This window comes from Kribbella sp. CA-245084, from assembly GCF_050942355.1.
Taxonomy (GTDB): domain Bacteria; phylum Actinomycetota; class Actinomycetes; order Propionibacteriales; family Kribbellaceae; genus Kribbella.
The window spans coordinates 2,558,399-2,584,772 of the sequence record NZ_CP192053.1; the positions used below are offsets into that span (position 1 = coordinate 2,558,399).

The 26,374-nt window shown below is 68.5% G+C and carries 28 protein-coding genes; 22 read left to right on the plus strand and 6 right to left on the minus strand.

Annotated elements, in window-relative coordinates:
- Nucleotides 1-6: 6 nt before the first annotated feature.
- The gene (locus tag ACQPYH_RS12415; protein WP_432890259.1) at nt 7-708 is read left to right on the plus strand and encodes a GNAT family N-acetyltransferase; all 702 of its coding nucleotides are present in this window, start codon (nt 7-9) and stop codon (nt 706-708) included.
- Here the strand turns inward: ACQPYH_RS12415 and ACQPYH_RS12420 are convergent.
- Nucleotides 656-1,444, minus strand: coding sequence for a mechanosensitive ion channel family protein (locus tag ACQPYH_RS12420; RefSeq protein ID WP_432890262.1), 789 nt, complete (start codon nt 1,442-1,444; stop codon nt 656-658). The genes ACQPYH_RS12415 and ACQPYH_RS12420 overlap by 53 nt on opposite strands.
- Nucleotides 1,445-1,488: 44 nt before the next feature.
- On the opposite strand from ACQPYH_RS12420, the gene ACQPYH_RS12425 reads away from it, so the two are divergent.
- The 7 genes from ACQPYH_RS12425 to ACQPYH_RS12455 all read left to right on the plus strand — a co-directional run bounded on the left by ACQPYH_RS12425 (nt 1,489) and on the right by ACQPYH_RS12455 (nt 7,452).
- Nucleotides 1,489-2,502, plus strand: coding sequence for a hypothetical protein (locus tag ACQPYH_RS12425; RefSeq protein WP_432890264.1), 1,014 nt, complete (start codon nt 1,489-1,491; stop codon nt 2,500-2,502).
- A 65-nt stretch (nt 2,503-2,567) separates the two neighbouring features.
- Entirely contained in the window at nt 2,568-4,685 is a 2,118-nt protein-coding gene (gene malQ / locus ACQPYH_RS12430) for a 4-alpha-glucanotransferase (RefSeq protein ID WP_432890266.1), read from the plus strand.
- Nucleotides 4,686-4,801: 116 nt separating this feature from the next.
- A complete protein-coding gene (locus ACQPYH_RS12435) occupies nt 4,802-5,401 on the plus strand; it encodes a lytic polysaccharide monooxygenase auxiliary activity family 9 protein (RefSeq protein WP_432890269.1) in 600 nt (199 codons plus the stop codon).
- Between the two features lie 81 nt (nt 5,402-5,482).
- Entirely contained in the window at nt 5,483-5,986 is a 504-nt protein-coding gene (locus ACQPYH_RS12440; RefSeq protein WP_432890271.1) for a hypothetical protein, read from the plus strand.
- A gap of 196 nt (nt 5,987-6,182) precedes the next feature.
- Entirely contained in the window at nt 6,183-6,482 is a 300-nt protein-coding gene (ctaJ, locus tag ACQPYH_RS12445; RefSeq protein WP_432890273.1) for an aa3-type cytochrome oxidase subunit CtaJ, read from the plus strand.
- Nucleotides 6,469-6,870, plus strand: a complete 402-nt coding sequence (locus tag ACQPYH_RS12450; RefSeq protein ID WP_432890275.1) for a DUF5130 family protein — start codon at nt 6,469-6,471, stop codon at nt 6,868-6,870. The genes ctaJ and ACQPYH_RS12450 overlap by 14 nt, the downstream gene beginning before the upstream one ends.
- Nucleotides 6,871-6,873: 3 nt before the next feature.
- Complete coding sequence (locus ACQPYH_RS12455) at nt 6,874-7,452, plus strand: GNAT family N-acetyltransferase (protein WP_432890277.1); 579 nt, start codon at nt 6,874-6,876, stop codon at nt 7,450-7,452.
- Here ACQPYH_RS12455 and ACQPYH_RS12460 read toward each other — a convergent pair.
- Entirely contained in the window at nt 7,441-8,145 is a 705-nt protein-coding gene (locus tag ACQPYH_RS12460) for a hypothetical protein (RefSeq protein ID WP_432890279.1), read from the minus strand. The two genes, ACQPYH_RS12455 and ACQPYH_RS12460, sit on opposite strands and share 12 nt — an antisense overlap.
- Nucleotides 8,146-8,397: 252 nt before the next feature.
- On the opposite strand from ACQPYH_RS12460, the gene ACQPYH_RS12465 reads away from it, so the two are divergent.
- Nucleotides 8,398-9,390 (plus strand): aldo/keto reductase, encoded by a 993-nt coding sequence (locus ACQPYH_RS12465; protein WP_432890281.1) that lies wholly within the window; start codon nt 8,398-8,400, stop codon nt 9,388-9,390.
- Here the strand turns inward: ACQPYH_RS12465 and ACQPYH_RS12470 are convergent.
- Nucleotides 9,387-9,917, minus strand: coding sequence for a hypothetical protein (locus tag ACQPYH_RS12470; protein WP_432890283.1), 531 nt, complete (start codon nt 9,915-9,917; stop codon nt 9,387-9,389). The two genes, ACQPYH_RS12465 and ACQPYH_RS12470, sit on opposite strands and share 4 nt — an antisense overlap.
- A gap of 77 nt (nt 9,918-9,994) precedes the next feature.
- Nucleotides 9,995-12,568, minus strand: coding sequence for an aminopeptidase N (pepN, locus tag ACQPYH_RS12475; RefSeq protein ID WP_432890285.1), 2,574 nt, complete (start codon nt 12,566-12,568; stop codon nt 9,995-9,997).
- Between the two features lie 111 nt (nt 12,569-12,679).
- Between pepN and ACQPYH_RS12480 the strand changes: the two genes are divergently transcribed.
- The 13 genes from ACQPYH_RS12480 (at nt 12,680) to ACQPYH_RS12540 (ending at nt 23,107) form a co-directional block, all read left to right on the plus strand.
- A complete protein-coding gene (locus tag ACQPYH_RS12480) occupies nt 12,680-13,276 on the plus strand; it encodes a mycothiol-dependent nitroreductase Rv2466c family protein (RefSeq protein ID WP_432890287.1) in 597 nt (198 codons plus the stop codon).
- Nucleotides 13,277-13,342: 66 nt separating this feature from the next.
- Nucleotides 13,343-14,122: a hypothetical protein gene (locus tag ACQPYH_RS12485; RefSeq protein WP_432890290.1), complete on the plus strand. Its 780-nt coding sequence runs from the start codon at nt 13,343-13,345 to the stop codon at nt 14,120-14,122.
- A 16-nt stretch (nt 14,123-14,138) separates the two neighbouring features.
- Complete coding sequence (locus ACQPYH_RS12490; protein ID WP_432890292.1) at nt 14,139-14,606, plus strand: ribose-5-phosphate isomerase; 468 nt, start codon at nt 14,139-14,141, stop codon at nt 14,604-14,606.
- A gap of 186 nt (nt 14,607-14,792) precedes the next feature.
- Nucleotides 14,793-15,620: an Fpg/Nei family DNA glycosylase gene (locus ACQPYH_RS12495; RefSeq protein WP_432890294.1), complete on the plus strand. Its 828-nt coding sequence runs from the start codon at nt 14,793-14,795 to the stop codon at nt 15,618-15,620.
- 63 nt (nt 15,621-15,683) lie between these two features.
- Nucleotides 15,684-16,778: a PP2C family protein-serine/threonine phosphatase gene (locus ACQPYH_RS12500; protein WP_432890296.1), complete on the plus strand. Its 1,095-nt coding sequence runs from the start codon at nt 15,684-15,686 to the stop codon at nt 16,776-16,778.
- A gap of 115 nt (nt 16,779-16,893) precedes the next feature.
- Nucleotides 16,894-18,099: a hypothetical protein gene (locus ACQPYH_RS12505; protein WP_432890298.1), complete on the plus strand. Its 1,206-nt coding sequence runs from the start codon at nt 16,894-16,896 to the stop codon at nt 18,097-18,099.
- A 200-nt stretch (nt 18,100-18,299) separates the two neighbouring features.
- On the plus strand, nt 18,300-19,298 hold the full coding sequence (locus tag ACQPYH_RS12510; protein WP_432890300.1) for a hypothetical protein: 999 nt from the start codon (nt 18,300-18,302) through the stop codon (nt 19,296-19,298).
- A gap of 87 nt (nt 19,299-19,385) precedes the next feature.
- Nucleotides 19,386-20,000 carry a class F sortase gene (locus ACQPYH_RS12515; RefSeq protein ID WP_432890301.1) on the plus strand — a complete coding sequence of 205 codons (615 nt, stop codon included), beginning with the start codon at nt 19,386-19,388 and terminating at the stop codon, nt 19,998-20,000.
- 11 nt (nt 20,001-20,011) lie between these two features.
- Complete coding sequence (locus ACQPYH_RS12520) at nt 20,012-20,473, plus strand: hypothetical protein (protein WP_432890303.1); 462 nt, start codon at nt 20,012-20,014, stop codon at nt 20,471-20,473.
- Nucleotides 20,474-20,486: 13 nt separating this feature from the next.
- Nucleotides 20,487-20,927, plus strand: a complete 441-nt coding sequence (locus tag ACQPYH_RS12525; protein WP_432890306.1) for an SRPBCC domain-containing protein — start codon at nt 20,487-20,489, stop codon at nt 20,925-20,927.
- A gap of 29 nt (nt 20,928-20,956) precedes the next feature.
- Nucleotides 20,957-21,397: a nitroreductase family deazaflavin-dependent oxidoreductase gene (locus ACQPYH_RS12530; RefSeq protein ID WP_432890308.1), complete on the plus strand. Its 441-nt coding sequence runs from the start codon at nt 20,957-20,959 to the stop codon at nt 21,395-21,397.
- 150 nt (nt 21,398-21,547) lie between these two features.
- Nucleotides 21,548-22,270, plus strand: a complete 723-nt coding sequence (locus tag ACQPYH_RS12535) for a CDP-alcohol phosphatidyltransferase family protein (RefSeq protein ID WP_432890310.1) — start codon at nt 21,548-21,550, stop codon at nt 22,268-22,270.
- Nucleotides 22,271-23,107 (plus strand): hypothetical protein, encoded by an 837-nt coding sequence (locus ACQPYH_RS12540; protein WP_432890313.1) that lies wholly within the window; start codon nt 22,271-22,273, stop codon nt 23,105-23,107.
- Nucleotides 23,108-23,109: 2 nt separating this feature from the next.
- Here the strand turns inward: ACQPYH_RS12540 and ACQPYH_RS12545 are convergent, their stop codons facing one another.
- Both ACQPYH_RS12545 and ACQPYH_RS12550 read right to left on the minus strand, forming a co-directional pair.
- Nucleotides 23,110-24,261, minus strand: coding sequence for an AAA family ATPase (locus ACQPYH_RS12545; RefSeq protein ID WP_432890315.1), 1,152 nt, complete (start codon nt 24,259-24,261; stop codon nt 23,110-23,112).
- A gap of 31 nt (nt 24,262-24,292) precedes the next feature.
- Nucleotides 24,293-26,314 carry an exo-alpha-sialidase gene (locus tag ACQPYH_RS12550; protein WP_432890318.1) on the minus strand — a complete coding sequence of 674 codons (2,022 nt, stop codon included), beginning with the start codon at nt 26,312-26,314 and terminating at the stop codon, nt 24,293-24,295.
- Nucleotides 26,315-26,374: the final 60 nt, after the last annotated feature.

A 26,374-nucleotide genomic window follows, 5' to 3' on the forward strand; every position in this document is an offset into this window, starting at 1 on the left:
GCTCGCATGCCCGACGACCCCGCCTTGCTCGACAACCACCTGGCCTTCCTCGCGGCCCATCGCGGAGCGGTACGCCGGTCGGCCGCGGCGATCGAGGTGGTGGGCGAATCGGACGAGTTCTCCGCGTGGATCCCGCTCTCGCCGACCGCCGAGCTCCCGGCCGGGACGTCCACGGTCCGCCTGGTGCCGTGGAGTGGCGCGGGGTGGGCCGAGCGGCTGACTGCGGCGGGCTTCGAGCCGGCCGAGGTCCTGGTGCACATGGAGGCGTCGGCCGGCTCGGTGGACGGGGAGCCGGTCGAGGCGATCGACTCGGATGCGGACGCGGCGGGGTTTGCGGAGGTGCAGAGTGCGGCGTTTCTCGAGGTCGGCGAGCCGGACTACGACTGGTGGCAGAAGATGTTCGTCGAGCGAGCCGTCCAGAACTACCGGGCGCCCGACCAGTCGCTCTACCTGCTCCGCGTGGATGGTCGGCCCGCGTCGAGCACGCTGGTGTTGCGGACCGGATCAGTCGTCGGCGTGTACGCAGTCGCGACCAAACCGCTGTACCGGGGGCGAGGGCTGGCAACGGCGCTGCTCGAGCAGGCCCGGCGGGACGCGGCCGGCGGGCGGCTCACGCTGCAGGTGGTCGAGGGGTCGGACGCTGAGCGGCTCTACCTCAAGCTCGGGTTTCGTCCTGCTTTTCGCTCGCCGCACTTTCGTCGGGCTTAGATTCTTCTTCCTTCTCGGTGCCGGAGCCGACACCGGAGGAGGCCGGGCTGTTCGGGTCGCGGGTGGTCAGGTTGCCGATCCGGACCACCTCGCCGTTGCGGACGTACCAGGTGGTGCCGTCCTCACCGCGGAGTGTCGTGATTCGCAGGCCGACCGCGACCACCGTCCCGGTCGCCTTCTCCATGTCGATCAGGTCGCCCACGCCGTACTGGTCCTCGAAGATCATGAACACGCCGGCCAGGAAGTCCTTCACCAGCGTCTGCGCGCCGAAGCCGAGCGCCACGCCGATGATGCTGGCGGACGCGATCACCGGCAGGATGTTGAAGCCGAGCTCGGCCAGCACCATCACCACGAGTACGGCGGTCAGCACGATCGTGACCGTGCTCGTCAGCAGCGACGCGATCGTCTCCGCGCGCTGCGCCCGGCGTTCGTTCGCGAGGTTGTTCTCGACGAACTCCTGGCCGCGCTTGGACTTCGCCAGCACGCCCGCCACCGCGCCGTTGCCGGTGCGGCGGGCGAACCGCCGGATGACCTTGTGCAGCACCCAGCGGAGCACGAGGAAACCGATGATCAGTCCCGCGATCCGGGCAGGGACGACCACGATCTGGTCGGTCACCTCGAGTTTGCCGTCGTTGCCGGTGCGGAAGAACGTCGGAAACGCGTCCGGGGGCGACAACAAGCGCGAAAACAGGGGGTGACTGAACGGGGACAGAAGGTAGCTGGTCAGAATAGGCATCTCGCCGCCAGATCTTAGTAAGGCTGACAAGGAGACGGAAAAGCATGTCGAGCCGGCTGGATGACGAGCTGTCCAGGCTCGTGAGCGCTGGTGTGCTGCGCCAGTACCAGGCCGACTCGATCCGGGACGCCGCCGACGCCGAGATCGACGCGGCGCTGGCCGACCCCGGCCGGCCCCATCCGCAAGCAGCGGCCCAGGCGGCCCAGGCTCCCGGGCCACCCAAGCCCAAGGCGCCGCCCGTCGAAGCCCACCCCAACGCCCTCGTCGAGGTGCTCGGCTACATCGGCGGCGCACTGCTGCTTGGCGCGGTCGCGCTCCTGACCTTGGCGAACTGGGGCGAAATGGGTCGCGCGGCCCGGGTCAGCACCGGTACGACGGCAGCGGTCGTGCTGCTCGGTGCGGCCGTCGTGCTCGCGTTGATGCGGCGCCGTGAGCAGCTGAGCTCGGCGCTCGCGTCGCTCGGGTGTTGCGTGGCCGGCTTCGCGACGTACGTGGCGATCGAGGGGGAGACCGGGCAGGTCGCCGGGGTGGCGGTCGCACTCGCGCTGGCCGCGGTCGGGTTGTGGTGGCTGGAGGGCTCATCGTTGCTGGTGGCAACGTTCGGGATCCTGGCCGTGGGTGTGTTGGTCATCACGGCAGATGTCCTCACTCCGGACACCGGATCGGCGGCGAACAGCGCGGGCATCGCCGGCACCGGTTTCATCATCGTGGCGTTCGTGTTCGCGATGCTCGGCCTGGTGCGGGATCAGGCGACGTCGTGGTCACTGGCCGGAGCGGCGATGTTCAGCTCGTCGATCTGCTGGCTGGTGCAGGACCGCGGCGAGATCATGGCCCTGGCCGTCGGTACGGCGGGCCCTGCCGCGCTGCTGGTCGCCTACGGCCGGACCCGGCGTTCGTCGTACGCCGTGGTGGGCTGTGCGATCCTCCTGGTGATCTGGCCGACGTCGCTGTACCAGCTGACCGACAACATGGCCGGTGTGGCGGTCGGACTCGTCGTCGCCAGCGGAGTCCTGCTGCTCGCAGTGCTGATGCTGAGTCGGCGGCGCTCGAACGAGTAGCAGACGCCCTCGTGCGGCGCGCGCCGTTTAGCCGTTGGCGCGGTTGATGCGGCAGACTCGCTGAGGTGACAGCTCCCACTGCAGCCCTTGTCGAGCTAGCGGTTGCCCATGGCGTGGCGACGGAGTACTGGAACTGGCAAGGCGAGCATGTGATCGTCTCGAGCGAGGTCGTGGCCGATGTACTCGCTGCGCTCGGCGTGGACGCGTCTACGCCGGACAGGGCGGCTCTTGCGCTTGCTGAGCACCAGGAGGCGCGCTGGCGACGTACGCTGCCCGCCACCGTGGTCATGCGAGAGGGCTGGACGCCCTGGTTCGCCGTACACCTGCCGCACGGGTCGACGGCAGAGGTGTGGGTCGACCTCGAGGACGGCGGCCAGCGACGGGACATCCCGCAGCAGGATCACTGGGTGGAGCCGGAGTGGGTCGACGGCGTACAGGTCGGCGAGGCGACGTTCCAGCTGCCCGGGGACCTGCCGCTCGGGTACCACCGGCTGTGCGCGCGGATCGGTACCAATCCGGAGATCTCGGTCAGCACGCTGATCGTCACACCGCGGAAGCTCGAGCCGGAGAAGCTGCACCGCACCTGGGGCTGGGTGCTGCAGCTGTACTCCGTTCGCTCGCGGCGGTCGTGGGGGATCGGCGACCTGCACGACCTGGGTGACCTGGCTGCGTGGTCGGCGCATGACCTGGGCGCCGGGTTCGTGCTGGTGAACCCCTTGCACGCTGCGGAGTTGGCCGGGCGGATGGAGCCCTCGCCGTACCTGCCGGCGTCGCGGCGCTTCAACAACCCGATCTACCTGCGGATCGAGGACATCGACGAGTACGGCGACCTCGCGCCGGCGGAGCGGGATCGCGTGCGGACGCTGGCGCTGCAGGCGCGGGTGCTCAGCGAGGACGTCACCGCGCTGGACCGGGACACGGTCTGGGCCGCGAAGCGCGAGGCGCTGCAGCTGCTGTTCCGCGTGCAGCCGTCGATCGGACGGATCGCGGAGTACGGCGCGTACTGCGACCGGGAGAGCCAGGGGCTGATCGACTTCGCCACCTGGGCCGCGATCGCGGACGTGCACGGGCCGGAGTGGAGCAAGTGGCCGGAGGAGCTGCAGGAGCCGACGTCGTCGGCGGTCGTTGCCTTCCGCAACGAGAACCCGGACGCGGTGGAGTTCCACTGCTGGCTGCAGTGGCAGCTCGACGAGCAGCTCGCGCGCACGCAGGCTCGGGCGAAGTCGGCCGGCATGTCCCTGGGCGTCGTACACGATCTTGCGGTCGGTGTGCATCCCGACGGCGCGGACGCGTGGGCGCTGCAGAACGTGCTGGCGCCGAACATCCACGTCGGTGCGCCGCCGGACGCGTTCAACCAGCAGGGGCAGGACTGGTCGCAGCCGCCGTGGCGGCCCAATGCGCTGGCCGAGACCGGGTACGCCGCGTGGCGGGATCTGGTGCGGGCCGTGATGCGGCACGGCGGCGGGCTGCGGATCGACCACATCCTCGGGATGTTCCGGCTCTGGTGGGTGACGTCGCCGGAGCGGCCCACCGAGGGGACCTACGTGCGGTACGACCATGAGGCACTGATCGGCATCCTGGTGCTCGAGGCCCAGCGCTCCGGAGTGACCGTGATCGGCGAGGACCTCGGGACGGTCGAGCCGTGGGTGCGCGACTACCTGACCGAGCGGGGGATTCTCGGTACGTCGGTGCTGTGGTTCGAGCGGGATGCGAACGGGAAGCCACTCGCGCCGGAGCGGTGGCGGGAGCTGTGCCTCGCGACCGTCACCACGCATGACCTGCCGCCAACAGCGGGATACCTGGCCGGCGACCACGTGGAGCTGCGGAACCGGCTCGGCCTGCTGACGCGTCCGGTCGCGGAGGAGCTTGCCGTCGACGAGGCCGACCGCGACGCGTGGCTCGGGGCCTTGCGCGAGCGTCATCTGCTGTCCGACACCGACGGCGACGTCGAGCGGATCGTCGAGGCTCTGCACCAGTACGTCGCGCATACCCCGTCCAAGCTGGTCGGGGTCGCGCTGACCGATGCGGTCGGCGAACGGCGTACGCAGAACCAGCCGGGGACCACGGACGAGTACCCGAACTGGCGGATCCCGCTGGGCGGGCCGGACGGCGAGCCTGTCCTGGTCGAGGACCTGCCGAACAACCACCGGCTCCGCCGCCTGATCGGCGCACTGAACATATAGCTTTCCGTATTCAACTGCTCACCAACCGTTGACAATAGATTTGAACGGTTGTTTTCTATTGAGCAGGAGGCGCCTTCCTTCGCTGTTCCACCGCCCCAGCAGTTGAAGGAGCTCGCATGCTGCGACAAAGGAAACTCGGCATCGCCGGAATTGCCGTCGGCGCGTTCGCACTGACGGTGTGTACGTCGGTGCCGCTCGCCTACGGACACGGGTACACGACCGGGCCGATCAGCCGGGCCAAGAATTGTCAGGACGGAGTCGTGCAGGACTGCGGTCAGATCCAGTGGGAGCCGCAGAGTGTGGAAGGACCGAAGGGGTTTCCGCAGGCGGGTCCTGCGGACGGGAGCCTCTGCTCGGCGGGGCTGCCGCAGTTCGCCGAACTCAACGATCAGCGCGGCGGGACCTGGCCGGCCACCCAGCTACAGGGCGGTCAGGGCTTCACGTTCGCGTGGCATCTGACCGCGGCGCACGCGACCACGGACTTCAAGTACTACATGACCAAGCAGGGCTGGGATCCGACCCAGCCGCTGACGCGGTCCGCGCTGGATCTCGAACCGTTCCTCACCGTCCCGATGAACGGCGCGCGTCCGGCGACCGACGTCTCCCACCCCGGAACCATCCCGACCGGGCGGTCCGGACGGCACATGATCCTCGCCGTCTGGACCATCGCCGACACTGCGAACGCCTTCTACCAGTGCTCGGATGTTAATTTCTAATTCAATCTGAAGTTTCGCCAATATCTTTCCTGGGCAGTGCACTCCTTGAAATAACCGCCCCATATTTCAAGGAGTGTCCCCATGAAGTCAGTGCTCCGTCGCGTCGTCGTCCCGATCGTCGCCGTCCTCGTCGGCCTGCTGCCGGGTGTGGTCGCAGTCGAGCAGGCGTCGGCGCTGACCAAGATGACGCACGCCCAGGCGACCGCGATCTTCTCGGCCGCCGGCATCACCTGGTCGTCCAGCGGCAACTGCTCGAACCGCAACATCTCCACCTGCACGTCGTTCGACCAGATCAACGACAGCACCGTGTACGGCGTCCGCACGCTCAGGCAGGCGAGCGGGTGCGCGATCCGGATCACCGGCGGCACCGAGACAGGCCACGCCAGTGGTACCTACAGCCACTGGAACGGCTACAAGGTCGACGTCGCGATCACCACGTGCGTCACCAACTACGTCCACAACAACTTCACCCGCATCGCCGACCGCGGCGACGGCTACCCCCAGTGGCGCTCCGGCGCAGGCAACATCTACGCCAACGAAGGAAGCCACTGGGACATCACGTACTACAACTGCGGCGGCTGCTGACAAGAACGACAAGCAGCCGCGCTTCGCGCGGGTTGTGAAGAGGGAGCAGCGGCGGCTGCTGACAACAAGCAGCCGCGCTTCGCGCGGGTTGTGGTGAGGGCGCTGCGGCGGCTGCTGATAGCGCTGGCTGACTCGTGGCTGCTCCAGGGTGAGGCCCTGGGGTGGTCGCGGGTTGGCGGGTATTAGGCTTCGGGGCGTGATACCTCAATTGTCGGGGCACTCCCTGCTGGTGTTCGTCGGGATTCCTCTGTTGGTTGTCGCGGTGCTGGCGTTGCTGGTGTTCGCGTCGTCGATCGCTGACGGGCCGCGGTACCGTCCAGGGCTTTCCTGGTGGGCTCCGCCGGTCTGGATCAACGGGCCGACCGCGACCAAGCCGGACCCGGCCAACCTGCCCGAGCTGCCTGAGCTGACCGGCGCACCGGGTGCCACTGTGACCACGGCGACCGCCGGCACCGGCGTCGCCCGCACGACCGGAGGCGCAAGTGCCAGCTGGTGACGCATTCACCCCTGACCAGCTCTACGACATCGAGCGAGCGATCCGGTACGCCGAGGAAACCTCCGGCCTGCACTTCTCCGTGTACGTCGGCGGCGCGGACTCCGAGACCCGTCCGTTCGCGCTCGAGCTGTTGAACGAGCTCGACGACCCGGACAGCACCGTCCTGGTGTACGTCGACCCGGCCGGCCGGCGCCTCGAGATCGTCACCGGCCCGCTGGCCAAGCGGCAGCTGACGGACACCGCAGCCGGACTGGCCGCGCTGACCATGCAGACGTCGTTCGCCACCGGCGACCTCACCGGCGGACTGGTCACCGGCGTACAGCAGTTGGGGACGCACGCTCACCAGCCGCCGTTGCTGCACGCCAGCGACGAGCAGCACAAGCTGTAGCACGTGGCACCGGCCCTGCAGCCCCGCCGTATCGAGCTGGGCGACGTCGTACTGCGTCCTTTCGTCACGTCCGACGAGGCTGCAGTGGCCGAGGCATTGCGTGACCCCGGCATCCTCCGCTGGACCGCTGGTACGGCGGTCATCCGCGCACCAGCCGAGCACCGCGCCCGCAGGTGGCTGGAGCCACGCATCGACGGCTGGAGCCGCGGTAGCGCCATCTTCGCGATCGCGGACGCCGCCACGGACCAGGTGCTCGGGAACGTGTCGCTGCGGGACGTGCACCGCATCCCGGACCAGGCCGTCGCGGCGTACTGGGTCAGCCCGCTCGCCCGCGGCCGCCGGCTCGGTGCGCGCGCACTCGACGCTGCAGCGACCTGGGGGTTCGCGGCCGACGGACTGGGTCTGCACCGCATCTCACTCGACCACTCGCTGGTCAACGAGGGGTCGTGCCGCGTCGCGCTCCGCGCCGGCTTCCAGCTGGAGGGTGTGATGCGCGACTACTACGTCGAACCGACCGGGAAGCGGCACGACTCGCACCTGCACGCCCGGCTGGCCACGGACGTGGTCTCCTCAGCCGGCTGACGCTGCCGGCTCGTAGGTCGGGCAGGCCGGACTCGGGTACGCCGCCTGCGTGCGCGAGTCCAGGCATAGGTTGAGGACCTGCGCCGAGGAGGAGCCCGGGCCGAGGTAGACGATCCAGGTATTGATGACCGGCGTCATCGAACTGCTGTTCGTGATGCCGGGGTACTGGCCGTTGACCAGCATCGCCTTCGCCGGGATCCCTGCCCGGGTGAGCGTGGCCGCGGTGTTCTTCGCACTCTGGTCCGCAGGCATGCCGACGTCGGTCGGGTACTTGTCGATCACGACGATCCACTGGCCGCGCTTGAACTTCGGCGAGACCGGCCCGGTGTTCACCTGCGGCGTCGTCTTCTGCGCCTTGGCCTTCGGCGCCGCCGTCGAGGCCGGGGGCTGCCGATCCGCCTTCGAGACGGTCCCGCTCGCGCTCGCGGTCGGGACCTGCGGTGCAGCGGCGCCGGAGTCGGTGCCCGATCCCAGCCGCAGCCCGTCGACCGGCGGGTCGTCGGAGGTTCCCCGCGTCAGGATGAACCCGAAGATCGCGGCCATCGCCGCAGCAGCCACGACACCCGCGCCGATGGCGCTGTGCGAACGCTGTGCCTTCCGCGGGCCTGCTGCCGGCGTACTCCGCCTGGCAGCGGTCTTCTGTTGTTTACGCGCAACCCGAGCAGGCGGCTTACGGTGATCGACGCGAGTCACGGCAAGGGCCCCTCCCCAAGAAAACCCGGGCATCCGTGGATGGATAGTCCGGTGCAGCTTAAACCGAACGACCGAATAAATGAGCCTCTCTCAGGTGGCGAGAATCTCTTTCCCTGCAAGGGAATCGCGCACCGCGCACGACCCCTCACGATCTGCCGACGAGCAATCGTTTGACCCTTACCGAGCGGGGTCGGACGGTCCGGAAGCGCAATATGTTGACCTAGACCGCACTCCAGCTGATTCGCTCCTGGTATGCGTTATCTGACCATCGGAAGTGACCCCGCGCGACAGCGCCGGGTGAGCCAGATCGCCCTCGGGGCGATGCTCATGGGTACGGCGACCGACGAGGCGACGTCGTACGCGATTCTGGACCGGTACGTCGAGGCGGGCGGCACGTTCGTCGACACGGCCAACAACTACGCGTTCTGGGTCAACGGCACCCAGGGCGGTGAGAGCGAGCAACTGCTCGGCCGCTGGCTGCGGAGCCGCGGCATCGCGGACGAGCTCACGATCGCGACCAAGGTGGGCGGCAGGCCGCCGCGGCCCGCCAACGCCTTGAGCGAGCATCTCGAGGGCCTGTCGGCTCAGGTGATCAAGGAGTCCCTGGCCCGGAGCCTGGAGAACCTCGGGCGCGACCATGTGGACGTGTACTACGCGCATGTGCCCGATCCCGCAGTACCGCTGGAGGAGCAGGTCGAGACGTTCGGGACGCTGGCCGCGGACGGCACGGTCGGTCTGCTCGGGCTGAGCAATTACTGGAGCTGGCAGATCGAGCGGGCGAGGACGCTAGCCGCGGCGGCCGGTCTGCCAGGCTGTGAGGTGCTGCAGCATCACCACACGTACTTCCGGGCCCGCACCGACCAAGGCGGCCTCCGCTCGCGCGACGGCAGCATCGGTGTCACCGACGGGCAGTTGCTGAGCTATCTGCGCGAAGAGTCTGGCCTGACGCTCGTGGCATACACACCACTCCTCAGCGGCGCCTACGTCCGAGCTGACAAGCGACTCGACGAGCTGTACGACCACGCCGGTACGAGAGCTCGCAAGATCGCGCTGGACGACGTCGTACAGCAGACCGGCGCCACGGCGAACCAGGTCGTCCTCTCGTGGCTGATGGGCGGCGACATCCCGATCATTCCGCTGGTAGGCGCGTCATCCGTCGCCCAGCTCGACGAGACCCTCGCAGCCGCCGACCTCGAGCTCACGCCCGAGCAGCGCGACCGACTGAACGCAGCCGGCCAGAACTAGGTGCCGGACGGGATGCCGTCGTACTTCGCCTTCGGGCGGGTGTCGAGGGCGTCGTCCAGCCAGGCGTCGATGTCGACGTCGGCGGAGAGGATGTGCCGCACGTACGACGCGCGCTCGTGGCTGAGGACCTCTAGCTCCCAGACGCACGGGGCAGCGCCGAGCGGGGCAGGGCGGAGGTCGTCCGCTTCCATGCCGCTGAAGATGCTCAGGCGGGACTGGAAGTCCTTCGCCCAGCTCTGCACGACCAGGTAGATGCCGTCGTCGCCGAGGTGCAGTACGACGACGCCGAGCCCGATCGCTCCCATCGCGTCGTCGAACTCGAGCTGACGGGTTGCAGTGCTGCGGGCCACGTCGACCATGTGGTCGTCCCACTGCCGTCCGCGTGCGGTGATGATGTACGGCTTCACCAGGCGGTGGGGGTACCGCCAGGGCATCAGGGGAGTGACTGGGCGGGGTCTGTACGCCTCTGCGAGTCCGGTCAGCGCAACAGCTGCCGCACCGGCCAAGGCGGGGTCGGAGGCGGGCACCGACCCAGTCTTACCGCACGCAAAGGTCCAACGCGACACTGCCGGTCTCCTGGTGAGACCGGCAGTGTCACGGGAGGTCAGGCGACGGTGTCCGTGGCCTGCGCGGCGATCGCGCGGGTCAGGTCCGCCTGTGCCTCGGTGACGTACCGGAGCGTCGGAGCGTCCACAGCCGACGACTCCGTGGCCAGCCAGCCGGTCAGCGCGTCCAGTGCGGCCTCGTCAGCCAGGTGACGCGGCGACAGGTACACCAGCACGTTCTCGCCCATCGACGAGCCGAGCCGGGTGTACACGTCCTTGGCAGCGTTCAGGTACTTGTCGACGTACGGCCGGAGCAGGTCCTCCTGACCGGGCTGCTGGAAGCCGAGGATGGTCCGGAACTGCGTCTCGTTCGGGGTGTCCTCGGACTCCACCGCGATCCGCCAGGCCTCTTCCTTCGCCTCGGCCGTCGGTCGCGCGGCACGGGCCTGCGCGGCCCGCTCCTGACCGGTGATCGTGGTGTCGCGGGTGAGCTCGTCGTCGATCTCGTCCGCACCGATCTTGCCGAGGCGGGCGAGTGACACGATCAGCGTCCAGCGCAGGTCGGTGTCGACGGCGAGACCTTCCGGCAGGTCGCGGCCGTCCAGCCAGCCGGCGATCCGGTCGGCGCCGGCCGCCGAGAACACGGCCGAGCTGTACGCGCGGACGAAGGCCAGCTGGTGGTCGCTGCCCGGCTCCGCGTCCGCGACCAGACCGGACAGTGCCTCCTCGAGCTGCGCCCGCAGAGCAGGCCGGTTCTGCGGGGCGGCGTACTGGTTGACGGCGCTGTTCGCCTGCGCGAGCAGCGAGCGGACGCCGGTGAGGTCGGTCTCGGCGCGGATACCCCGCAGGACGATGCCGACGTACTGGCTGGCCGGCATCTCGGCGTCGCGGGTCATGTCCCACGCCGAGCCCCAGGCCAGTGCCCTGGGCAACGACTCGGTCAGCTGATCGATCGACTCGACCAGCGTCGCGCGGGAGCGCTCGTCCAGCCGGATCTTCGCGTAGGTGAGGTCGTCGTCGTTCAGCAGGACCAGGTCCGGCTGCGTCGAGCCGGTGAGCTCGGGCAGCTCGGTGCGGGCGCCGTCGATGTCCACCTCGAACCGCTCCGTCCGCACCAGACCCTCGTCGGTACGCCGGTACAGCCCGACCGCGAGCCGGTGCGGACGCAGTACCGGGAACTTCTCGGTCGCGGTCTGCTCGATCGCGAACGTCGTGAACGCGCCCTGGTCGTCGACGGTGAAGTCGGCGCGCAGCGTGTTCACACCGGCGGTCCGCAGCCAGCGCTCGGTCCAGTCGTCCAGGTCGCGCCCGGACGCCTTCTCCAGCGGCTTCAGCAGGTCGGTCAGCTCGGTGTTGCCGAACGCGTGGTCGTGGAAGTACTCCTTCAGCGCGGTGACGAACGTGTCCTCACCGACGAAGGCGACCAGCTGGCGCAGCGTCGACGCGCCCTTGGCGTAGGTGATGCCGTCGAAGTTCACCTCGACCGCGTGGAAGTCGATCATGTCGGCCGCGATCGGGTGCGTCGACGGCAGCTGGTCCTGCCGGTACGCCCAGTTCTTCCGGGCGTTGCAGAACGTCGTCCAGGCGTCGGAGTACTTCGTTGTCGCGACCACCTGGGCCCAGTGGCTGGCCCACTCGGCGAACGACTCGTTCAGCCACAGGTCGTCCCACCAGGTCATCGTGACCAGGTCGCCGAACCACATGTGCGCCAGCTCGTGCAGCACGGTGTTGGCGCGCGACTCCAGTTCTGCGTGCGTCGTACGGCTGCGGAACAGGTACTCGTCCCGCAGCGTCACGCAGCCTGCGTTCTCCATCGCGCCCATGTTGTACTCCGGCACGAAGGCCTGGTCGTACTTGTGGAACGGGTACGGCGTCCCGAACGCCTCCTCGAACAGCGCGAAGCCCTGCTTGGTGACCTCGAACAGGTCCTCGACGTCCAGCGCCTCCTTCAGCGACGGACGGCACAGCAGTGACAACGGATACGTCCCGTGCGGACCCTCGTACGCGTCTGTCACCACGTGGTACGGACCTGCGACCACCGCGGTGATGTACGTCGAGATCCGCTCCGTCGGCGGGAACTCCCAGCGGGCCAGCTCCTCGCCGTTCTCACCGGAGTACGTCGTGGGCTCGGGCGTCGGTGCGTTCGAGATGACCGCCCAGCGAGCCGGTGCGGAGACGGTGAAGATGAACGGGGCCTTGAGATCGGGCTGCTCGAAGGTGGTGAACACCCGGCGGGCGTCCGGCACCTCGAACTGCGTGTAGAGGTAGGTCTCCTTGTCGGCCGGGTCGACCGAGCGGTGCAGCCCTTCACCGGTGCGGGAGTACAGACAGTCCGCGACCACGGTCAGCTCGTTGCGCTCCGCCAGCCCGTCGAGCTGGATCCGCGCGCCGTCGTACACCACGTCCGGGTCGAGGGCGACGCCGTTCAGGGTCACCGAGCGGACCTTGTCCGCGATCAGGTCGGCGAACGTGCTCGCGCCGGCGGTGGCGGTGAAGGTGACGGCGGTCACGGACGGGAACGTGGGGGCGCCGCTCGGGGCACCGGTCAGGTCGAGCTCGATCGCGTAGGTCACGTCACTGACCACGCCCGCACGGGAACGCGCTTCGTCGCGCGTCAGGTTGGTTCCAGGCATATCGGCATCCTATGCACCTGGTTCTCAGGTTCGCCGAGGGTTTCCCCGCGATATTGGGTATTGGATACCGAGACGATATCTGGTGTCCTTCAACTTTGTATGATGGTGAATATGACTGCCTCTGCAGATTTCTGGTTCGACCCGGCCTGCCCCTGGGCCTGGATGACATCTCGCTGGATGCTCGAGGTCGAGCAGGTCCGCGATGTGAAGACGACCTGGCACGTGATGAGCCTCGCCGTCCTGAACGAAGACCGCCGCGAGCACGACGCGGACTGGCTGCGGTTGCTCGGCCGGGTCCGGGTGCTGATCGCCGCCGAGCAGGCGCACGGCAACGAAGTACTGCTGCCGCTCTACACCGCACTCGGCCGCCGGATCCACAACGAGGGCCGCGGCGGCAAGGACGACGCCGTACTGGCCGAGGCGCTCGAGGAGGTCGGCCTGCCTGCGTCGCTGCTGGAGGCGGCCGACACCGACAAGTACGACGACGCGCTGAAGAAGTCGCACCACGCCGGCATGGACCTGGTCGGCATGGACGTCGGTACGCCGGTGATCGCCGTCGAGGGCACCGCGTTCTTCGGACCGGTCGTGACGCCGGCGCCCAAGGGTGAGGCGGCCGGCAAGCTCTGGGACGGCGTCCGGCTCGTCGCCGGCACCGAGGGCTTCTTCGAGATCAAGCGCACCCGCGACCGCGGCCCGATCTTCGACTGACGATTCAGGGCTTGCTATCGAACGGCTCGGCCGGTGAAAGTTGCTCACCAAGAAGTCCGTCAAGTGGTGAGTAGGTTCCAGATGACCGCCGTACCTCCAGATGTGACCGCCGGGATCGCCGTGTTCGACCGTCACACCGGACAGTTCGTCCAGCAGTTGAATGCCGACCACCAGTTCCGGTCGGCGTCCGTGGTGAAGCTGCTGATCGTGCTGGACTTCCTGTGGGAGCGCGGACCGCAGTACGACGTCCCCGCGGCGGACCGGGAGCGGCTGGAGGTCATGCTCCGCAGCAGCGACGACGACGCGGCCAGCTACTACTGGGACGAGCTCGGCGGCGCAGCGATCGTGGAGCGGATGGTGGAGCGGCTCGGCCTGACCCGTACGGCCGGACCGCCCGCCACCCACCCGGGCTTCTGGGGGTACGTCGCCATCACCGCCGCCGACACGGTGCGGATCTATCGATACATCCTGGACCGCGCTCCGCAGCCGGTCCGGACCTACGTGATGGACCTGCTGCACCGGCCGACCCGCTACGGCACCGACGGCTTCGACCAGTACTTCGGGATCGCCTCCGTGTTCGACCCGGACTTCAGCATCAAGCAGGGCTGGTCCGGGTTCCAGGGGTCGAGCGGCTACCAGTCGGACCGGGCGAAGCCGGAGTCCACGCTCGATCTGGTCAGTGACGCACTGCACACCACCGGAACGGTCGGCGTGGACGATCGGACCGTCGTCGCGGTCTTCACGCTGCATCCGAGCGGAACGGAGTACGAGCAGGCCTATGCCGCGGTCACGCAGTTGACCGCGGGGCTGACAGTGCCGGGTGGCGTCCGCGCACAGGCGGGCTGACAGTAGATTGCTCGCCATGCGAGTGCACATCGGCTGCGACCATGCCGGCTTCGAGCTGAAGAACCACCTGGTAGAGCACCTGACTGCTGCCGGGCACGACGTCGTGGACCACGGTCCTGCGGTGTACGACGCCGTGGACGACTACCCGCCGTTCTGTCTGCGGACCGCACAGGCCGTCGTCGACGACCCGGGCAGCCTGGGCGTCGTGATCGGTGGCTCCGGCAACGGTGAGCAGATCGCCGCGAACAAGGTGAAGGGGGTCCGGGCCGTGCTGGCCTGGAGCACCGAGACCGCACGTCTCGGCCGCGAGCACAACAACGCCAACGTGATCAGCGTCGGCGGCCGGATGCACTCGGAGGAGGAGGCGACCGGGTTCATCGACACGTTCCTGGCAACCGACTACTCCGGCGAGGCGCGGCACACCCGCCGGATCGACATGCTGTCGGACTACGAGTCGACCGGTGAGCTCCCGCCCCTGCCCTGACCGTCCTGAGCGTCGTGATTGTCCTCGGACTTTTGCGGCGCCGGCCGGCGTTCTACCTCTCGACGCGGCCGGGAGACGTCCCGGGCCCGCATCGACCGGCCGGTGCCGACCACCGCCGGAGTGGGCGGCGCCGCGCGTCCGCCCCTGGCTGCACCAGAACCACCTGTCGTCCCCATATGAGGAATCATGCCTGAAGGTCACACCCTGCACCGCCTGGCGAACGACGTCTGGGACGCCTTCGGCGGCCGCCTGGTCCAGGCGTCCAGCCCGCAGGGCCGGTTCGTCGACGGCGCCGCACTGCTCAACGGACATGTCCTGCGGCAGACCGAGGCCCACGGCAAGCACTTTCTCGCCGATTTCGAGGGCGCCGGCTGGTTGCACATCCACCTCGGCCTGATCGGCAAGATGGACATCCGCCCGGCCCCCGTGCCCGAGCCGGTCGGTCAGGTACGGCTCCGGCTGCAGAACGCCACGTCGTACGCCGATCTGCGCGGCGCGACCGTGTGCGAGGTCATCACCGACGAGGAACGCGACAAGCTGCTCGGCCGGCTCGGACCCGACCCGCTGCGCGACGACGCGGACTCGGACCTCGCCTGGAAGCGGATCCACCGCAGCAAGCTGCCGATCGGGCAGCTGCTGATGAACCAGGACGTGTTGAGCGGTGTCGGCAACGTGTACCGCGCCGAGGTCCTCTTCCGGGCCAAGCTGAACCCGATGACGCCGGGCAACGTGGTCAAGAAACGTGAGTGGCAGGGCATGTGGGACGACCTGCTCGAGCTGATGAAGTACGGCGTCGAAACCGGCCGGATCGACACCGTTGCCGACGACCACACACCGGAGGCGATGGGGCGTGACCCACGCAAGGATGATCATGGTGGCGAGGTCTACGTCTACCGGCGGCAGGGGCAGCACTGCTTCGTCTGTCAGTCGGTGATCCGGACCAAGATCCTGGCCGGCCGCAACCTTTTCTGGTGTCCCAAATGTCAACGGACCGGACTCACTCGCAAGAGCTGAAACCCATCGGTTGTGTTGCGAATTGATGCGCGGACCGGGTGGTGCCGTTATCTTCTTCACACCATGAGGAAGAACGGCGGTCTCGCGCTGGTACGACGCATCGGCCGCCGGGTCGAAGCGCTGGGCCGTCGTGCCCGCCGGTCCCACCGGCTGGCGTTCGTTGCCCTGGCGCTGATGCAGCTGGTGATCGCGATCGCGAGCTTCGCCTGGATGACCTTCGTCCCGGCGTCGTTCCTGATCATCCCGCTCGTCGTCGGCGGCGTTCTGCTGCGCTTCGGCGAACTGGTGGCGCTGACCGGGATCACGGCGGGGTTCGGTTCGTACGTCGTACTGTCCCGCGGGATGACGATGCCGCGGATCGGCTTCGTGCTGGTGCTGGTGATCGTCGGCTGGATCATGATCACCAGCGCCAAGGTGCGCAGCCGGCTCGGTGTGGCCGGCACCCGGAGCGAGTCGATGCTGATGGAGCTGCGGGACACGCTGACGGCGCAGGGGGAGATGCCGACGTTGCCGTCGGGCTGGCAGGTCGAGGTGGCGATCCAGTCCGCCGCCGGTTCGACGTTCTCCGGTGACTTCGTGGTGTCGACGATGCACGACGAGTTCCTCGAGGTGGCGCTGGTCGATGTCTCGGGCAAGGGAATCGATGCCGGCACGCGGGCGCTGCTGTTGTCCGGTGCGTTCGGCGGCCTGCTGGGCGTCGTACCCGAGGCGGAGTTCCTGCCGTCGGCGAACCAGTACATCCGTCGGCAGGACTGGGACGACGACTTCGCGACCGTGGTCCACGTCGTACTCAACCTGAGCACCGGGGACTTCGACGTACGCACAGCCGGGCATCCGCCGGCGATCCAGTTCGACGCGTGGTCGGGGCGCTGGCAGACGCGGGACGCGGACGGGCCGTTGCTCGGGCTGATGGAGGCCCCGGACTTCAACGCGAACCACGGGCAGCTGCGGCCCGGGGACGCCTTGTTCCTGTACAGCGACGGCATGGTCGAGACTCCGCGGCGGGACATCGGCCGCGGTACGGACCGGCTGACCGGGCACGCGGAACGGCTGGTGGCGCAGGGATTCCTGGGCGGTGCCGCCGACCTGGTCGCAACCGCCGGCGGACCGGGCGACGACTCGGCGATCGTGATCATCCACCGCAAGGCGCATGCCTGAGGCAACTAAGTCTCTCGTTGTCAATCACTGGTTGTTGACTTGGGCAACCAAAGGGTCATACTGCAGATGAAATGTCCGCCCGGGCTATGACCACAGCGCTAGACAGGGGACGGGCATGGTCATCAAGGGTTTTCGCGTGCAGGTTGCCGGGGCGGTAGCGGCTGCTGGAGCGCTCACAGTCCTGATCGGGGCCGCGGCGATGTTCGTTCGGCCGGCGAGTGACGGCGGATCTGCCGGGGTTCCGGCGGGAGCGGCGATCGCGGCACCGCCCGGGAACAACGGGACGATCAAGATCGACGGCGTGGACATCGGCGGCGGGCCGCCGGACAACAATCCGCACCAGGGGTGCACGTTCACCGTCGAGTTCTACGACTACGACCAGGGGCCGTACAACGCCCAGGTGATCTTCGAGGATCAGCCGCCGACGGCAGACGGCGGGTTGCAGGTCGTCTCCGGCGATCTCACCCCGTTCATCGGCGGCGACCCGGCCGGGGGTGGCAACGATCTGGACGCCCGCGTGACGTACACGCTGAAGTTCACCGGCCAGCCGCAGCCGCAGCAGGGTTACCACGTCAAGATCACCGTCCACGCCCCCGGCTCGACCGGCGCCGACACCAAACACAAGGTCTTCTGGGTAGAGGGCTGCGACGCCCCACCCCCCACCACCCCGCCGACAACCCCGCCCACGACGCCGCCCACGACCCCGCCGACCACACCTCCCACGACGCCTCCCACCACGCCACCAACGACGCCTCCGACGACTCCGCCTACGACGCCTCCCACGACGCCACCGACCACGCCGCCTACGACGCCTCCGACCACGCCGCCTACAACTCCACCGACGACGCCTCCGACCACGCCTCCCACGACGCCTCCGACCACGCCGCCTACAACGCCACCCACCACGCCTCCCACGACGCCTCCGACCACGCCGCCTACAACGCCACCCACCACGCCACCAACGACGCCTCCGACCACGCCGCCTACAACTCCGCCGACGACGCCTCCCACGACACCACCGACCACGCTGCCCACGACGCCTCCGACGACGCCTCCGGTGACGACTCCGCCGCCCACCAGGAAACCGTCGAGTACGCCGCCGACCACGCCGGTGCCGACGCGGCACCCGAGCAGCCCGGCGACTTCCGGCCTACCGACGGCTGTGCACGCAGGACTGGCGGGCCCGCCGACCCGGCCGGTCTCGTCGACCGGCGATCAGGGAAGCGGCCAGACCGGCGGCCTCCTGATGACGCTGGGCGGCATGCTCCTCGCCGGTGGCGCGACCGCATCCCTGCGCCGCCGCGGCAAGCACATCCGTTGACGCCTCCTGGGTGAACTTGACAGAGGCAACCACCACCCGCGCACCTGTGCTGACCTTTGGCGCAGGTGCGCGGCGCCCACAGGCCTGTGGATAACCCCAAACATCGACGAGCCAATCGTTACCGAACCGTCTTGACTGCTGTAACGGAACCGAAATACTTCTCCTGGACCAAATTCCCTGCACCTCGTTCGAGGACGGACATGACCCCCAAGGGCATTCGCTCCCGCGCCGGCGGCGTTGTCGCCGCGGCCGGAGCACTCACACTGCTGCTCGGCGCAACGACCCTGCTCGTCGCGCCCTCCGCCAACGCCGACCAGGCGGTCGTGGCCGGAGGCAACAAAGGCAACCCGCCGGGCAACAACGGCACAGTCAAGATCGAAGGCGCCGACATCCAAAGCGGACCGCCGGACAACAACCCGCACCAGGGCTGCACGTTCGTGGTCGAGTTCTACAACTACGACAAGAACCCGGACTACTTCGCGAAGGTGACCTTCGAGGACCAGGCGCCGACCAAGGACGGCGGCCTGCAGGTCGTGTCCGGCAACCTGAGTCCGTTCATCGGCGAGGATGCGGCCGGTGGCGGCACCGACCTGGATGCGCGCGAGACCTACACGCTGAAGTTCACCGGTCAGCCGCAGCCGCAGCAGGGCTACCACGTGAAGCTGACGGTGGACGCGCCCGGCTCGATCGGCGCCGACAAGAAGCACAAGGTGTTCTGGGTGAGCGGCTGCGACGCCCCGCCCACCACCACCCCGCCGACGAAGACGCCTTGCCCGACCAAGACGCCGACGAAGCCGCCAACGACCTCGCCGCCGACGACCACCGCGCCGACGACTCCGCCGGCGACCACGAAGCCGCCGACGACGGTTCCCACGACAGCGCCGCCGAGTACTCCGGCCACGACCACGGCGCCGCCGGCCACCACGACCGGTACGCCGTCGGACACTCCGCCGACCGCCACCACGACCGCGACCACGCCCGTCCCCGATGTGCCGGGTGAGTCGCAGACGCCGGCGCCCGGTGTGCCGACCGAGGTCGACGCCGGCTTCGGCGGAGCCAACGGCACCGCTGCCAACTCGGTTGCTGGCGGCAACAGCCCGTTCGGTCTGGCGGGCGGACTGCTGCTCGTGGCCGGTGGCCTGATGCTGGCCGGCGGCGGAGTTGTCGCACTCCGGCGCCGCGGAAAGCACAGCGTCTGACGTGAGGCCGATGTGACCTCTGCTCAACGACGCGGCCGCCCTGCTCCACTTCGGTGGAGTGGGGCGGTCGCGCTCGTCGGTATCGGTGTGCTCGCAGTCGGCGCCTACCTGCAGTTCGGCAACGACCACGCCGGCGCCTCGACGTCACCGAGCAGCTCGGTGACACCGGCACCGGCCGCCTCGACCAGTCCGGTCGGTGTAGTAGGCCGGGGGGCTCCGGAGTCTGCGCAGACAAGTCCGTCGACGAGTCGTACGTCGACGGTGCGCGCTGGGCGGCCGACCGGCATCAGCATCCCGCAACTGGATGTCAGCGCGCCGGTCGTGGCGATCAAAGCGGTCCATGCGGCGCTGACCCCGCCGTCCGACCCGTCGATGGTCGGCTGGTGGTCGGCAGGTGCGCAGCCCGGTGCCAAACGAGGTTCCGCGGTGATCACCGGCCACACTGTGCACACCGGCGGTGGGGCCTTCGACAACCTCGGCAAGCTGGTCCCTGGGTCGGTTGTCCGCGTGACGACGGCGCACGGTCAGTTGCAGTACCGGGTGGCGACGGTGACGACGTACCGCAAGGCGACACTGGCGAAGCGGGCCGCGCAGGTCTTCGACCAGAGTGTTCGCGGACGACTGGTGCTCGTCACGTGTGAGGACTGGAACGGCGAGGTGTACCTCAGCAACGTGGTCGTGATCGCCCTGCCGATGGCGTAGCCTGCTCGGTCGTGACGATCGATGGGCTGGGCGACACCTTCGGTGCGGGGGCGGACCGGGTCGCGCCCGACGTCTCGTTCGAAGAGCTGGTCGCGATGATGCCGGAGGCGTTGCGGGAGGTGTTCCCGCCGTACCGCTGGCAGTTGGCGAAGCTGTGGGAGCTCGAGCTGAAGGTCGAGCCGGTCGAGGTCGCCGACCTGGTCTGGATGTTCGACCTGCCGCTGTGGCAGCTCGACGGCGAAAGGTTCCGGGTCACGCCGAACCAGGTCGCGGAGACCCCGATGAACTTCCGTGCCCACTACCAGCGGGTGATGGACGCGGACCTCGACTTCCCGATCAACCTGGTCGCGTACCGCGGCCGGCTCGTCGTCCTCGACGGCGTACACCGGCTGGCCAAGGCGCACTTCCTGCGTCGCCGCTGGATCGAGGCCACGATCGCCACCGCGACCCAGCTCCAGTCCTGCGCCGTTTGACAGGATGGACGCCATGGACAGCGTGGAGCGTGAGGTGTACGTCGAGGCTCGCCCGGAGGAGGTCTGGGCCGCGGTCACGCAGCCTGCCGGTCTCGCCCGGTGGTACGCGTTCGGCGGCGCGGAGATCGACCTGCGGCCGGGCGGGCGGCTGGTCCTGCGCTGGGACGAACACGGGCAGTTCCGCGGCTTCGTCGAGAAGGTCGAACCTGGTCGCCGCTTCGCCTACCGGTACGCCGTCGCGCCGGACGTCGATCCCGCGCCGGGCAACGCGAACCTGGTCGAATTCACCCTCACCCCGGAAGGTGAAGGCACCCGCCTGCTCGTCGTCGAGTCCGGCTTCGACCGCCTCGACCTCACGCCGGAACAGCAGACCGAGCACGCCGACCAGTCCTCGCAGGCCTGGGAGAACTCTCTCGGCCTGCTGACCAGTTGGGCGACACGCGGCAGTTGGTAATGGTGATGTGTCACCTTACGATTGGTGACATGACATCGAACAACGACGACTACGCGCCCAGCCCCACCGGATGGGTCCGCGACCAGGTGGAGAAGGTCACCGAGGCCGGCACCACCGCGGCGGTCGACATCAAGGGGATGCGCGTGGTGCTGCTGACGATGCGCGGCGCCAAGTCCGGCAAGATCCGGAAGGTCCCGCTGATGCGGGTGGAGCACGACGGTGTGTATGCCGCCGTCGCCTCGCTCGGCGGCGCGCCGAAGAACCCCGTCTGGTACTACAACCTGAAGGCAGACCCGAAGCTCACCCTGCAGGACGGTGAGACCACCAACGAGTACGTCGCCCGCGAGATCGAGGGCGCCGAGTACGACGAGTGGTGGCCGCGCGCCGTCGAGGCCTACCCGCCGTACGCCGAGTACCAGACCAAGACCTCCCGGAAGATCCCGCTGTTCGTCCTGGACCCGGTGAACTAAGTCCTTGCAAAGATCTCGCTCCGGATGACGGTCGGTGACTGGGGCGGGACCAGGCTTGTGAGACGCTGGCGAAGGCCGGGTTCACTTCGACCCGGCCCGGCGCGCTGCGTCGCTTGAGTTCTGGGAGTCGTCCTGACCACACACGACGCGGTGCAGGAACCGTTCGTCGGGTCGACGCGGTTGCGTCTGGCCGGACTTGCACTGCATGCCTATACCGCGAGCGGAACGGTGCTCGCGTTGCTGATCGTGATCGCCGCCATCGACGGCGACGCGGTCCGCGCCCTCTGGCTCGGACTGGCGACCCTGGTGATCGACGGCACCGACGGGATGCTCGCGCGCCGGCTGCGTGTGAAGGAGACCCTCCCGTGGTTCGACGGCGCGATGCTCGACAACATCGTCGACTACCTGACCTACGCGTTCGCCCCGATCATCCTGCTGTGGACCGGCGGCTACCTGCCGTCCGGCACCTGGGGCGCGGTCCTCGGCGCGCTGCCGTTACTTGCCTCCAGCTACCAGTTCTGCCGGGTCGACGCGAAGACCGAGGACCACTTCTTCCTCGGCTTCCCCAGCTACTGGAACGTGGTCGCGTTCTACGTCGTGGTGCTCAGCCTCAGCCCGGTCACCACCGGCATCATCCTGGTCGTCTGCTCGATCCTCGTCTTCATCCCGGTGAAGTACGTGTACCCGTCGCGGACGAAGGCCTTCCGCACGCTGAACCTGTTGACGACCGCGATCTGGCTCGCGGCGTACGCCGTACTCCTGGCGCAGATGCCGAACCCGAACCCGATCGTGGTCGGGGTCTCGCTGTCGTACCTGGTGTATTACGGCGTCCTGAGCCTGTATCTGACGTGGCGCCGTAAGGCTGTCGCGTAGATGGTCCTCGGTCTTGGCGCGGCTCTGGGGGCCGCGGTGCTGTTCGGCGTCGGTGCGATCCTTCAGGCAGTCGGTTCGCGCAAGGTGCCGACCGAGTCGGAGCTGAATCCGCGGCGGTTCGGCGCGTTCGTCGTCGCCTTGCTCAAGCAGCCCGCGTTCCTCGGCGCGCTCGCGCTCAACCTGGCCGGCTTCGGCCTGCACTTCGTCGCTCTGCGTCTGCTGCCGTTGTACCTGGCGCAGGCCGGTATCGCGGTCAGCCTCGTCGTCACCGCACTGCTCGCGACCCGGCTGATGTCGGACCAGCTCAGCGCCCTCGAATGGTCAGCGGTGGCGGGCGTCGTCGTGGGTCTCGGTCTGCTCGCGGTGTCAGCTGGGGACGCCGGCGCGAACGTGCAGCATCACGGCCTCACCATCGGCATCATCGTCGGCCTCGTCACGATCGCCGCACTCGGCGCCATCGCCAGCCGATCGCAGCACGGTGTCTCGACCGCCCTGCTCGGAATGCTGGCCGGTCTCGGGTACGCCGGAGTTGCCATCTCGGCCCGTCTGCTGCAGGACGGTTCCATCTCCGAGCTGTTCCACAGCCCGACGCTCTACACGCTCCCGATCAGTGGAGCGCTCGCTTTCATCCTGTACTCGTTGGCGCTGCAGCGTGGTTCGGTGACGTTGGCAACGACGCCGATGATCGCCCTGCAGACCATCACCCCGGCCGCGGTCGGTGTCTTCGTCCTCAACGACGCCGTACGCGCAGGTTGGTGGCCGGCGGCGATCATCGGCTTCGCCCTCTCCGCGGCCGGCTCCGTGGTCCTGGTCCGCTTCGAGTCGGTCAAGCACTGAGCTCAGCGCGACGGCCACTTCCAGGGTGGTTCGTCGAGCGGGCCTTGGCCATCGATGGTGGTGGCGCCGCGGTCCTTGACCAGCTCGATCGTGTGCAGGTCGGGGGACAGGGTCTGCAGTGAGGCGATGAACGGGCGCGAATGGGTGACCACGATGACCTGCGCCTCCTTGGCCGCGGTGACCACGAGGTTGGCGAGGGCCGGCAGTAGGTCTGGGTGCAGGCTGGTCTCGGGCTCGTTGAGGACCAGGAGTTCTGGCGGTCTCGGGGTCAGTAGCGCAGCGACCCACAGGAGATATCGGAGCGTGCCGTCGGACAGCTCGGCACCGGACAGCGGCCGGAGCAGACCGTGCTGGCGGAACGCGACCTCGAACCGGCCGGCGGTGTTCACGACGTCGACCCGGCTGCCGGGGAAGGCCAGCTCGATGGCCTCGTCGAGTGCGCCGTTCGGGCCTAGCTCGCGGATCGTCTGGAGGGCGGCCGCAACGTCCCCGCCGTCCTGGGACAGTACGGCGGTCCGCGTCCCGATCTGCACTCGCCGAGCAGGTGCGTCGGAGTCGGTGCGGAAGTGGTCGTAGAACCGCCAACCCCGCAGTCGATCCCGCACCAGCATGAGCTCCGGCGCGCGCTCTGGATCCGCGAACTCGCTCAGCATGCTGTCGAACGTCTGCAGCTGATGACCCGCGCGTTCCCACTCGCCACCGGAGGAGCGGATCCGCGCCTCGCGATTGCTCCGATCGACCAGCAGCGTAGCTGGTCGGAGGAACGGCCCGGCCCACAACGCTTCCCGCTTGATCTCGGGATCCAGATCGAACTGCGAACCGTTGGGAACAGGCAGCCCGAGGTCCATCAGATAGCCGTAGTCGTCGCCCGCAAACCCCATCCGCAACGTCACCGGACCGGTCCGGACCGTGCCCTGGACCGGCCGGTCTTTGCGGACATGCTCCGGCCCGGCCCACAGTGTCGACTGCAGGCCGCCTTCGCGTGCCAGGGCTGCGACGGCGCCGTTGCGCGAGGCATCGGCGAGCAACCGGAGCGCCCGGTACAGGCTCGACTTGCCCGACCCGTTCGCTCCGGTCACCACGTTCAATCCGCCCAGCGGCATGACGATCCGCCGCAGGGACCGGTAGTTCTCCACCGCCAGCGTCGTCAACATGCGGCCAACGTACCGGCGGCTCCGGACAGTTCTACGGCACGCGGCGCCACCGGACGGCGTCGGCGATCACGTAGCCGTCGGCGTTGTCGCTCAGCTCGACGTAGCTGTCCAGACCCGCATTGAACGTGAACGTGCCGAGCGACACCCACTCACCGGTCCGCGGATCCGGTACGCCGCGGACGCGCTGGTCGACAGTCACCGTCGTAGTACCGCCCGCGTGATGAACGACGTACGGCGCGTTCGAAGCACGGTTCGGATCGGCGGTGTACGACGTGAGGAGCTCGTACTGACCTGTGCCGGGGATGGCCGGGCGGAAACGTGCCAGGTTGGCACCGGTGCCCTTCGCGTGGGTGAGGTAGTTGAACCCGTAGTACCCGAGGATGCTGCGCCCGCTGGCCCACGTCCCGACCGTCTCGAAGCCGAGGCCGCCGTTGTCGACGGTGATCTCCTCGCGGACGTCCGGGGTCGCCGGTGCCTTGACCAGGGTCAGCTGCTCGAGCGCGACCGCCGTACCGCCGCCTCGGCCTGCGCCCGCCAGGGTGAAGCGGATGGAGTGCCGGCCCGCGGTGAGCTGGCGCCGGTCGAGCAGCACCATGTCGTAGCCCTCGCCGCGGAACGATGTCAGGTCGAGTGCACTGACCCGCGGCGCGTCCCCGTCGACAGTCACCGTGACCAGTCCGCCGTCAGCAGAGCGGTAGTAGCGCAGCCACAGCTCGTACGTGTCGTCGCGGTCTACGTGGATCGCCTGGTCGACGTACGCGCCGACTGCGCCCGCTGGGAGCCGCGGGTAGTTCATCGGGTACGACGACGTGGACAGACCAGGCCCGGTGGCCAGGCTGTCGCGTCCTTGGGTCAGCCACTCCAGGTTGAAGCGGGCGACTGCCACACGGCGCGGACTGCTGTCGATGTCGCCATCGCACCCGTACAGCAGGACGATGGTGCCGTCGGACAGGCGGGCGAGGTCGGAGTAGTACCCGCGGATCGGGCTGATCGATCGGCTGTAGCGGAACGACTTGCCCTCGTCGTAGCTGACCGCAACCGTCATGTTCCAGCGCATCGGTGAGTCAGGACGACTGAGCAGCACCCGATTGGCGTCGTCCGTGTACCGGTGGAAGCCCATGTCGCAGCCGTTGAACAGGCCCACACTGAAGTCCATCACCGCGCGCGACCAGCTCAGACCCTCGTCGGTGCTGATGGCGAAGTCCCGCGGCCAGTCGTTGCCGGAGCCCGGCCGACTGTTCATCACGATGGAGCCGTCCGCGCGCTGAAGCACTCTGGCCTCGCCAACCGTCGGCAGCCCAGTCCCGAGCGGTACTTCGCCACCGGCCTTCCAGGTGCGACCGTGGTCGTCGCTGTAGACGGTAGAGGCGCCGTAGTTGCGGTCTGCCGTCGGTACGCCGGTGATGATCGTCCGGTGCGACACGGTGAGCAGCAACCGGCCGGACTTCAGCTGGATGCCGTGCCCGGGGCCGGGCCCATGCATCTCCCAGTTGAACGGGAAGCTGTCGAACAGACCGTCCAGACTGTGCCGCTCGCCCCACGTAGCGCCGTTGTCGGTGCTGGAGCGGTAGTGCACGATGCCCGTGTCGGACGAACAGCTGGTGTTCTCCGGCAGCCGCGCGCAGAGGTTGTAGAACAGGAAGACCTCACCGGTGTGGCCGTCGGCAACGAACGTCGGGTTGGCCCAGCTCTCACCGTTCACCGACGCCTCGACGGTCTGCGTCGGCAGCCACGTCTGTCCGCCGTCCGTACTGCGTCGGATGAGCAGATCGTGCGGTCCGGCGTCACACACCTCGTGCCTGCCTTCGCAGCACGCGATGAGGGTGTCGTTGCGTGTCGCGATCAGCCCGTAGACGAAGTAGCTGGCCAACGGGTCGACGGTGTTGTCCCACAGCGTTGTCTCTCCGAAGACCGGCGCGGCCGGCTGGTGGCCATGACCACCGCCATGACCACCGCCACCCTGCGGTACGACGGCATTGGCGGACGTCGGCAATGCGGCCGCGGCCGCTCCGGCTGCGATCCCGAGATTCAACGTACGACGACTGATCGGCATGCCACTCTCCTCACGACGGGTGGCAGGACCGTACTAGCTCGGTTCGCGCAGGCGCTAGAC

Coding starts and splice junctions, on each gene's coding strand:
- pepN (WP_432890285.1), bottom strand. CDS start 12,568: ATGCCTGGAACCAACCTGACGCGCGACGAAGCGCGTTCCCGTGCGGGC.
- ACQPYH_RS12495 (WP_432890294.1), top strand. CDS start 14,793: ATGCCTGAAGGTCACACCCTGCACCGCCTGGCGAACGACGTCTGGGAC.
- ACQPYH_RS12500 (WP_432890296.1), top strand. CDS start 15,684: ATGAGGAAGAACGGCGGTCTCGCGCTGGTACGACGCATCGGCCGCCGG.
- ACQPYH_RS12420 (WP_432890262.1), bottom strand. CDS start 1,444: ATGCCTATTCTGACCAGCTACCTTCTGTCCCCGTTCAGTCACCCCCTG.
- ACQPYH_RS12550 (WP_432890318.1), bottom strand. CDS start 26,314: ATGCCGATCAGTCGTCGTACGTTGAATCTCGGGATCGCAGCCGGAGCG.
- ACQPYH_RS12440 (WP_432890271.1), top strand. CDS start 5,483: ATGAAGTCAGTGCTCCGTCGCGTCGTCGTCCCGATCGTCGCCGTCCTC.
- ACQPYH_RS12545 (WP_432890315.1), bottom strand. CDS start 24,261: ATGTTGACGACGCTGGCGGTGGAGAACTACCGGTCCCTGCGGCGGATC.
- ACQPYH_RS12505 (WP_432890298.1), top strand. CDS start 16,894: ATGGTCATCAAGGGTTTTCGCGTGCAGGTTGCCGGGGCGGTAGCGGCT.
- ACQPYH_RS12510 (WP_432890300.1), top strand. CDS start 18,300: ATGACCCCCAAGGGCATTCGCTCCCGCGCCGGCGGCGTTGTCGCCGCG.
- ACQPYH_RS12530 (WP_432890308.1), top strand. CDS start 20,957: ATGACATCGAACAACGACGACTACGCGCCCAGCCCCACCGGATGGGTC.
- ACQPYH_RS12480 (WP_432890287.1), top strand. CDS start 12,680: ATGACTGCCTCTGCAGATTTCTGGTTCGACCCGGCCTGCCCCTGGGCC.
- ACQPYH_RS12490 (WP_432890292.1), top strand. CDS start 14,139: ATGCGAGTGCACATCGGCTGCGACCATGCCGGCTTCGAGCTGAAGAAC.
- ACQPYH_RS12525 (WP_432890306.1), top strand. CDS start 20,487: ATGGACAGCGTGGAGCGTGAGGTGTACGTCGAGGCTCGCCCGGAGGAG.
- ACQPYH_RS12425 (WP_432890264.1), top strand. CDS start 1,489: ATGTCGAGCCGGCTGGATGACGAGCTGTCCAGGCTCGTGAGCGCTGGT.
- ACQPYH_RS12540 (WP_432890313.1), top strand. CDS start 22,271: ATGGTCCTCGGTCTTGGCGCGGCTCTGGGGGCCGCGGTGCTGTTCGGC.
- ACQPYH_RS12465 (WP_432890281.1), top strand. CDS start 8,398: ATGCGTTATCTGACCATCGGAAGTGACCCCGCGCGACAGCGCCGGGTG.
- ACQPYH_RS12435 (WP_432890269.1), top strand. CDS start 4,802: ATGCTGCGACAAAGGAAACTCGGCATCGCCGGAATTGCCGTCGGCGCG.
- ACQPYH_RS12415 (WP_432890259.1), top strand. CDS start 7: ATGCCCGACGACCCCGCCTTGCTCGACAACCACCTGGCCTTCCTCGCG.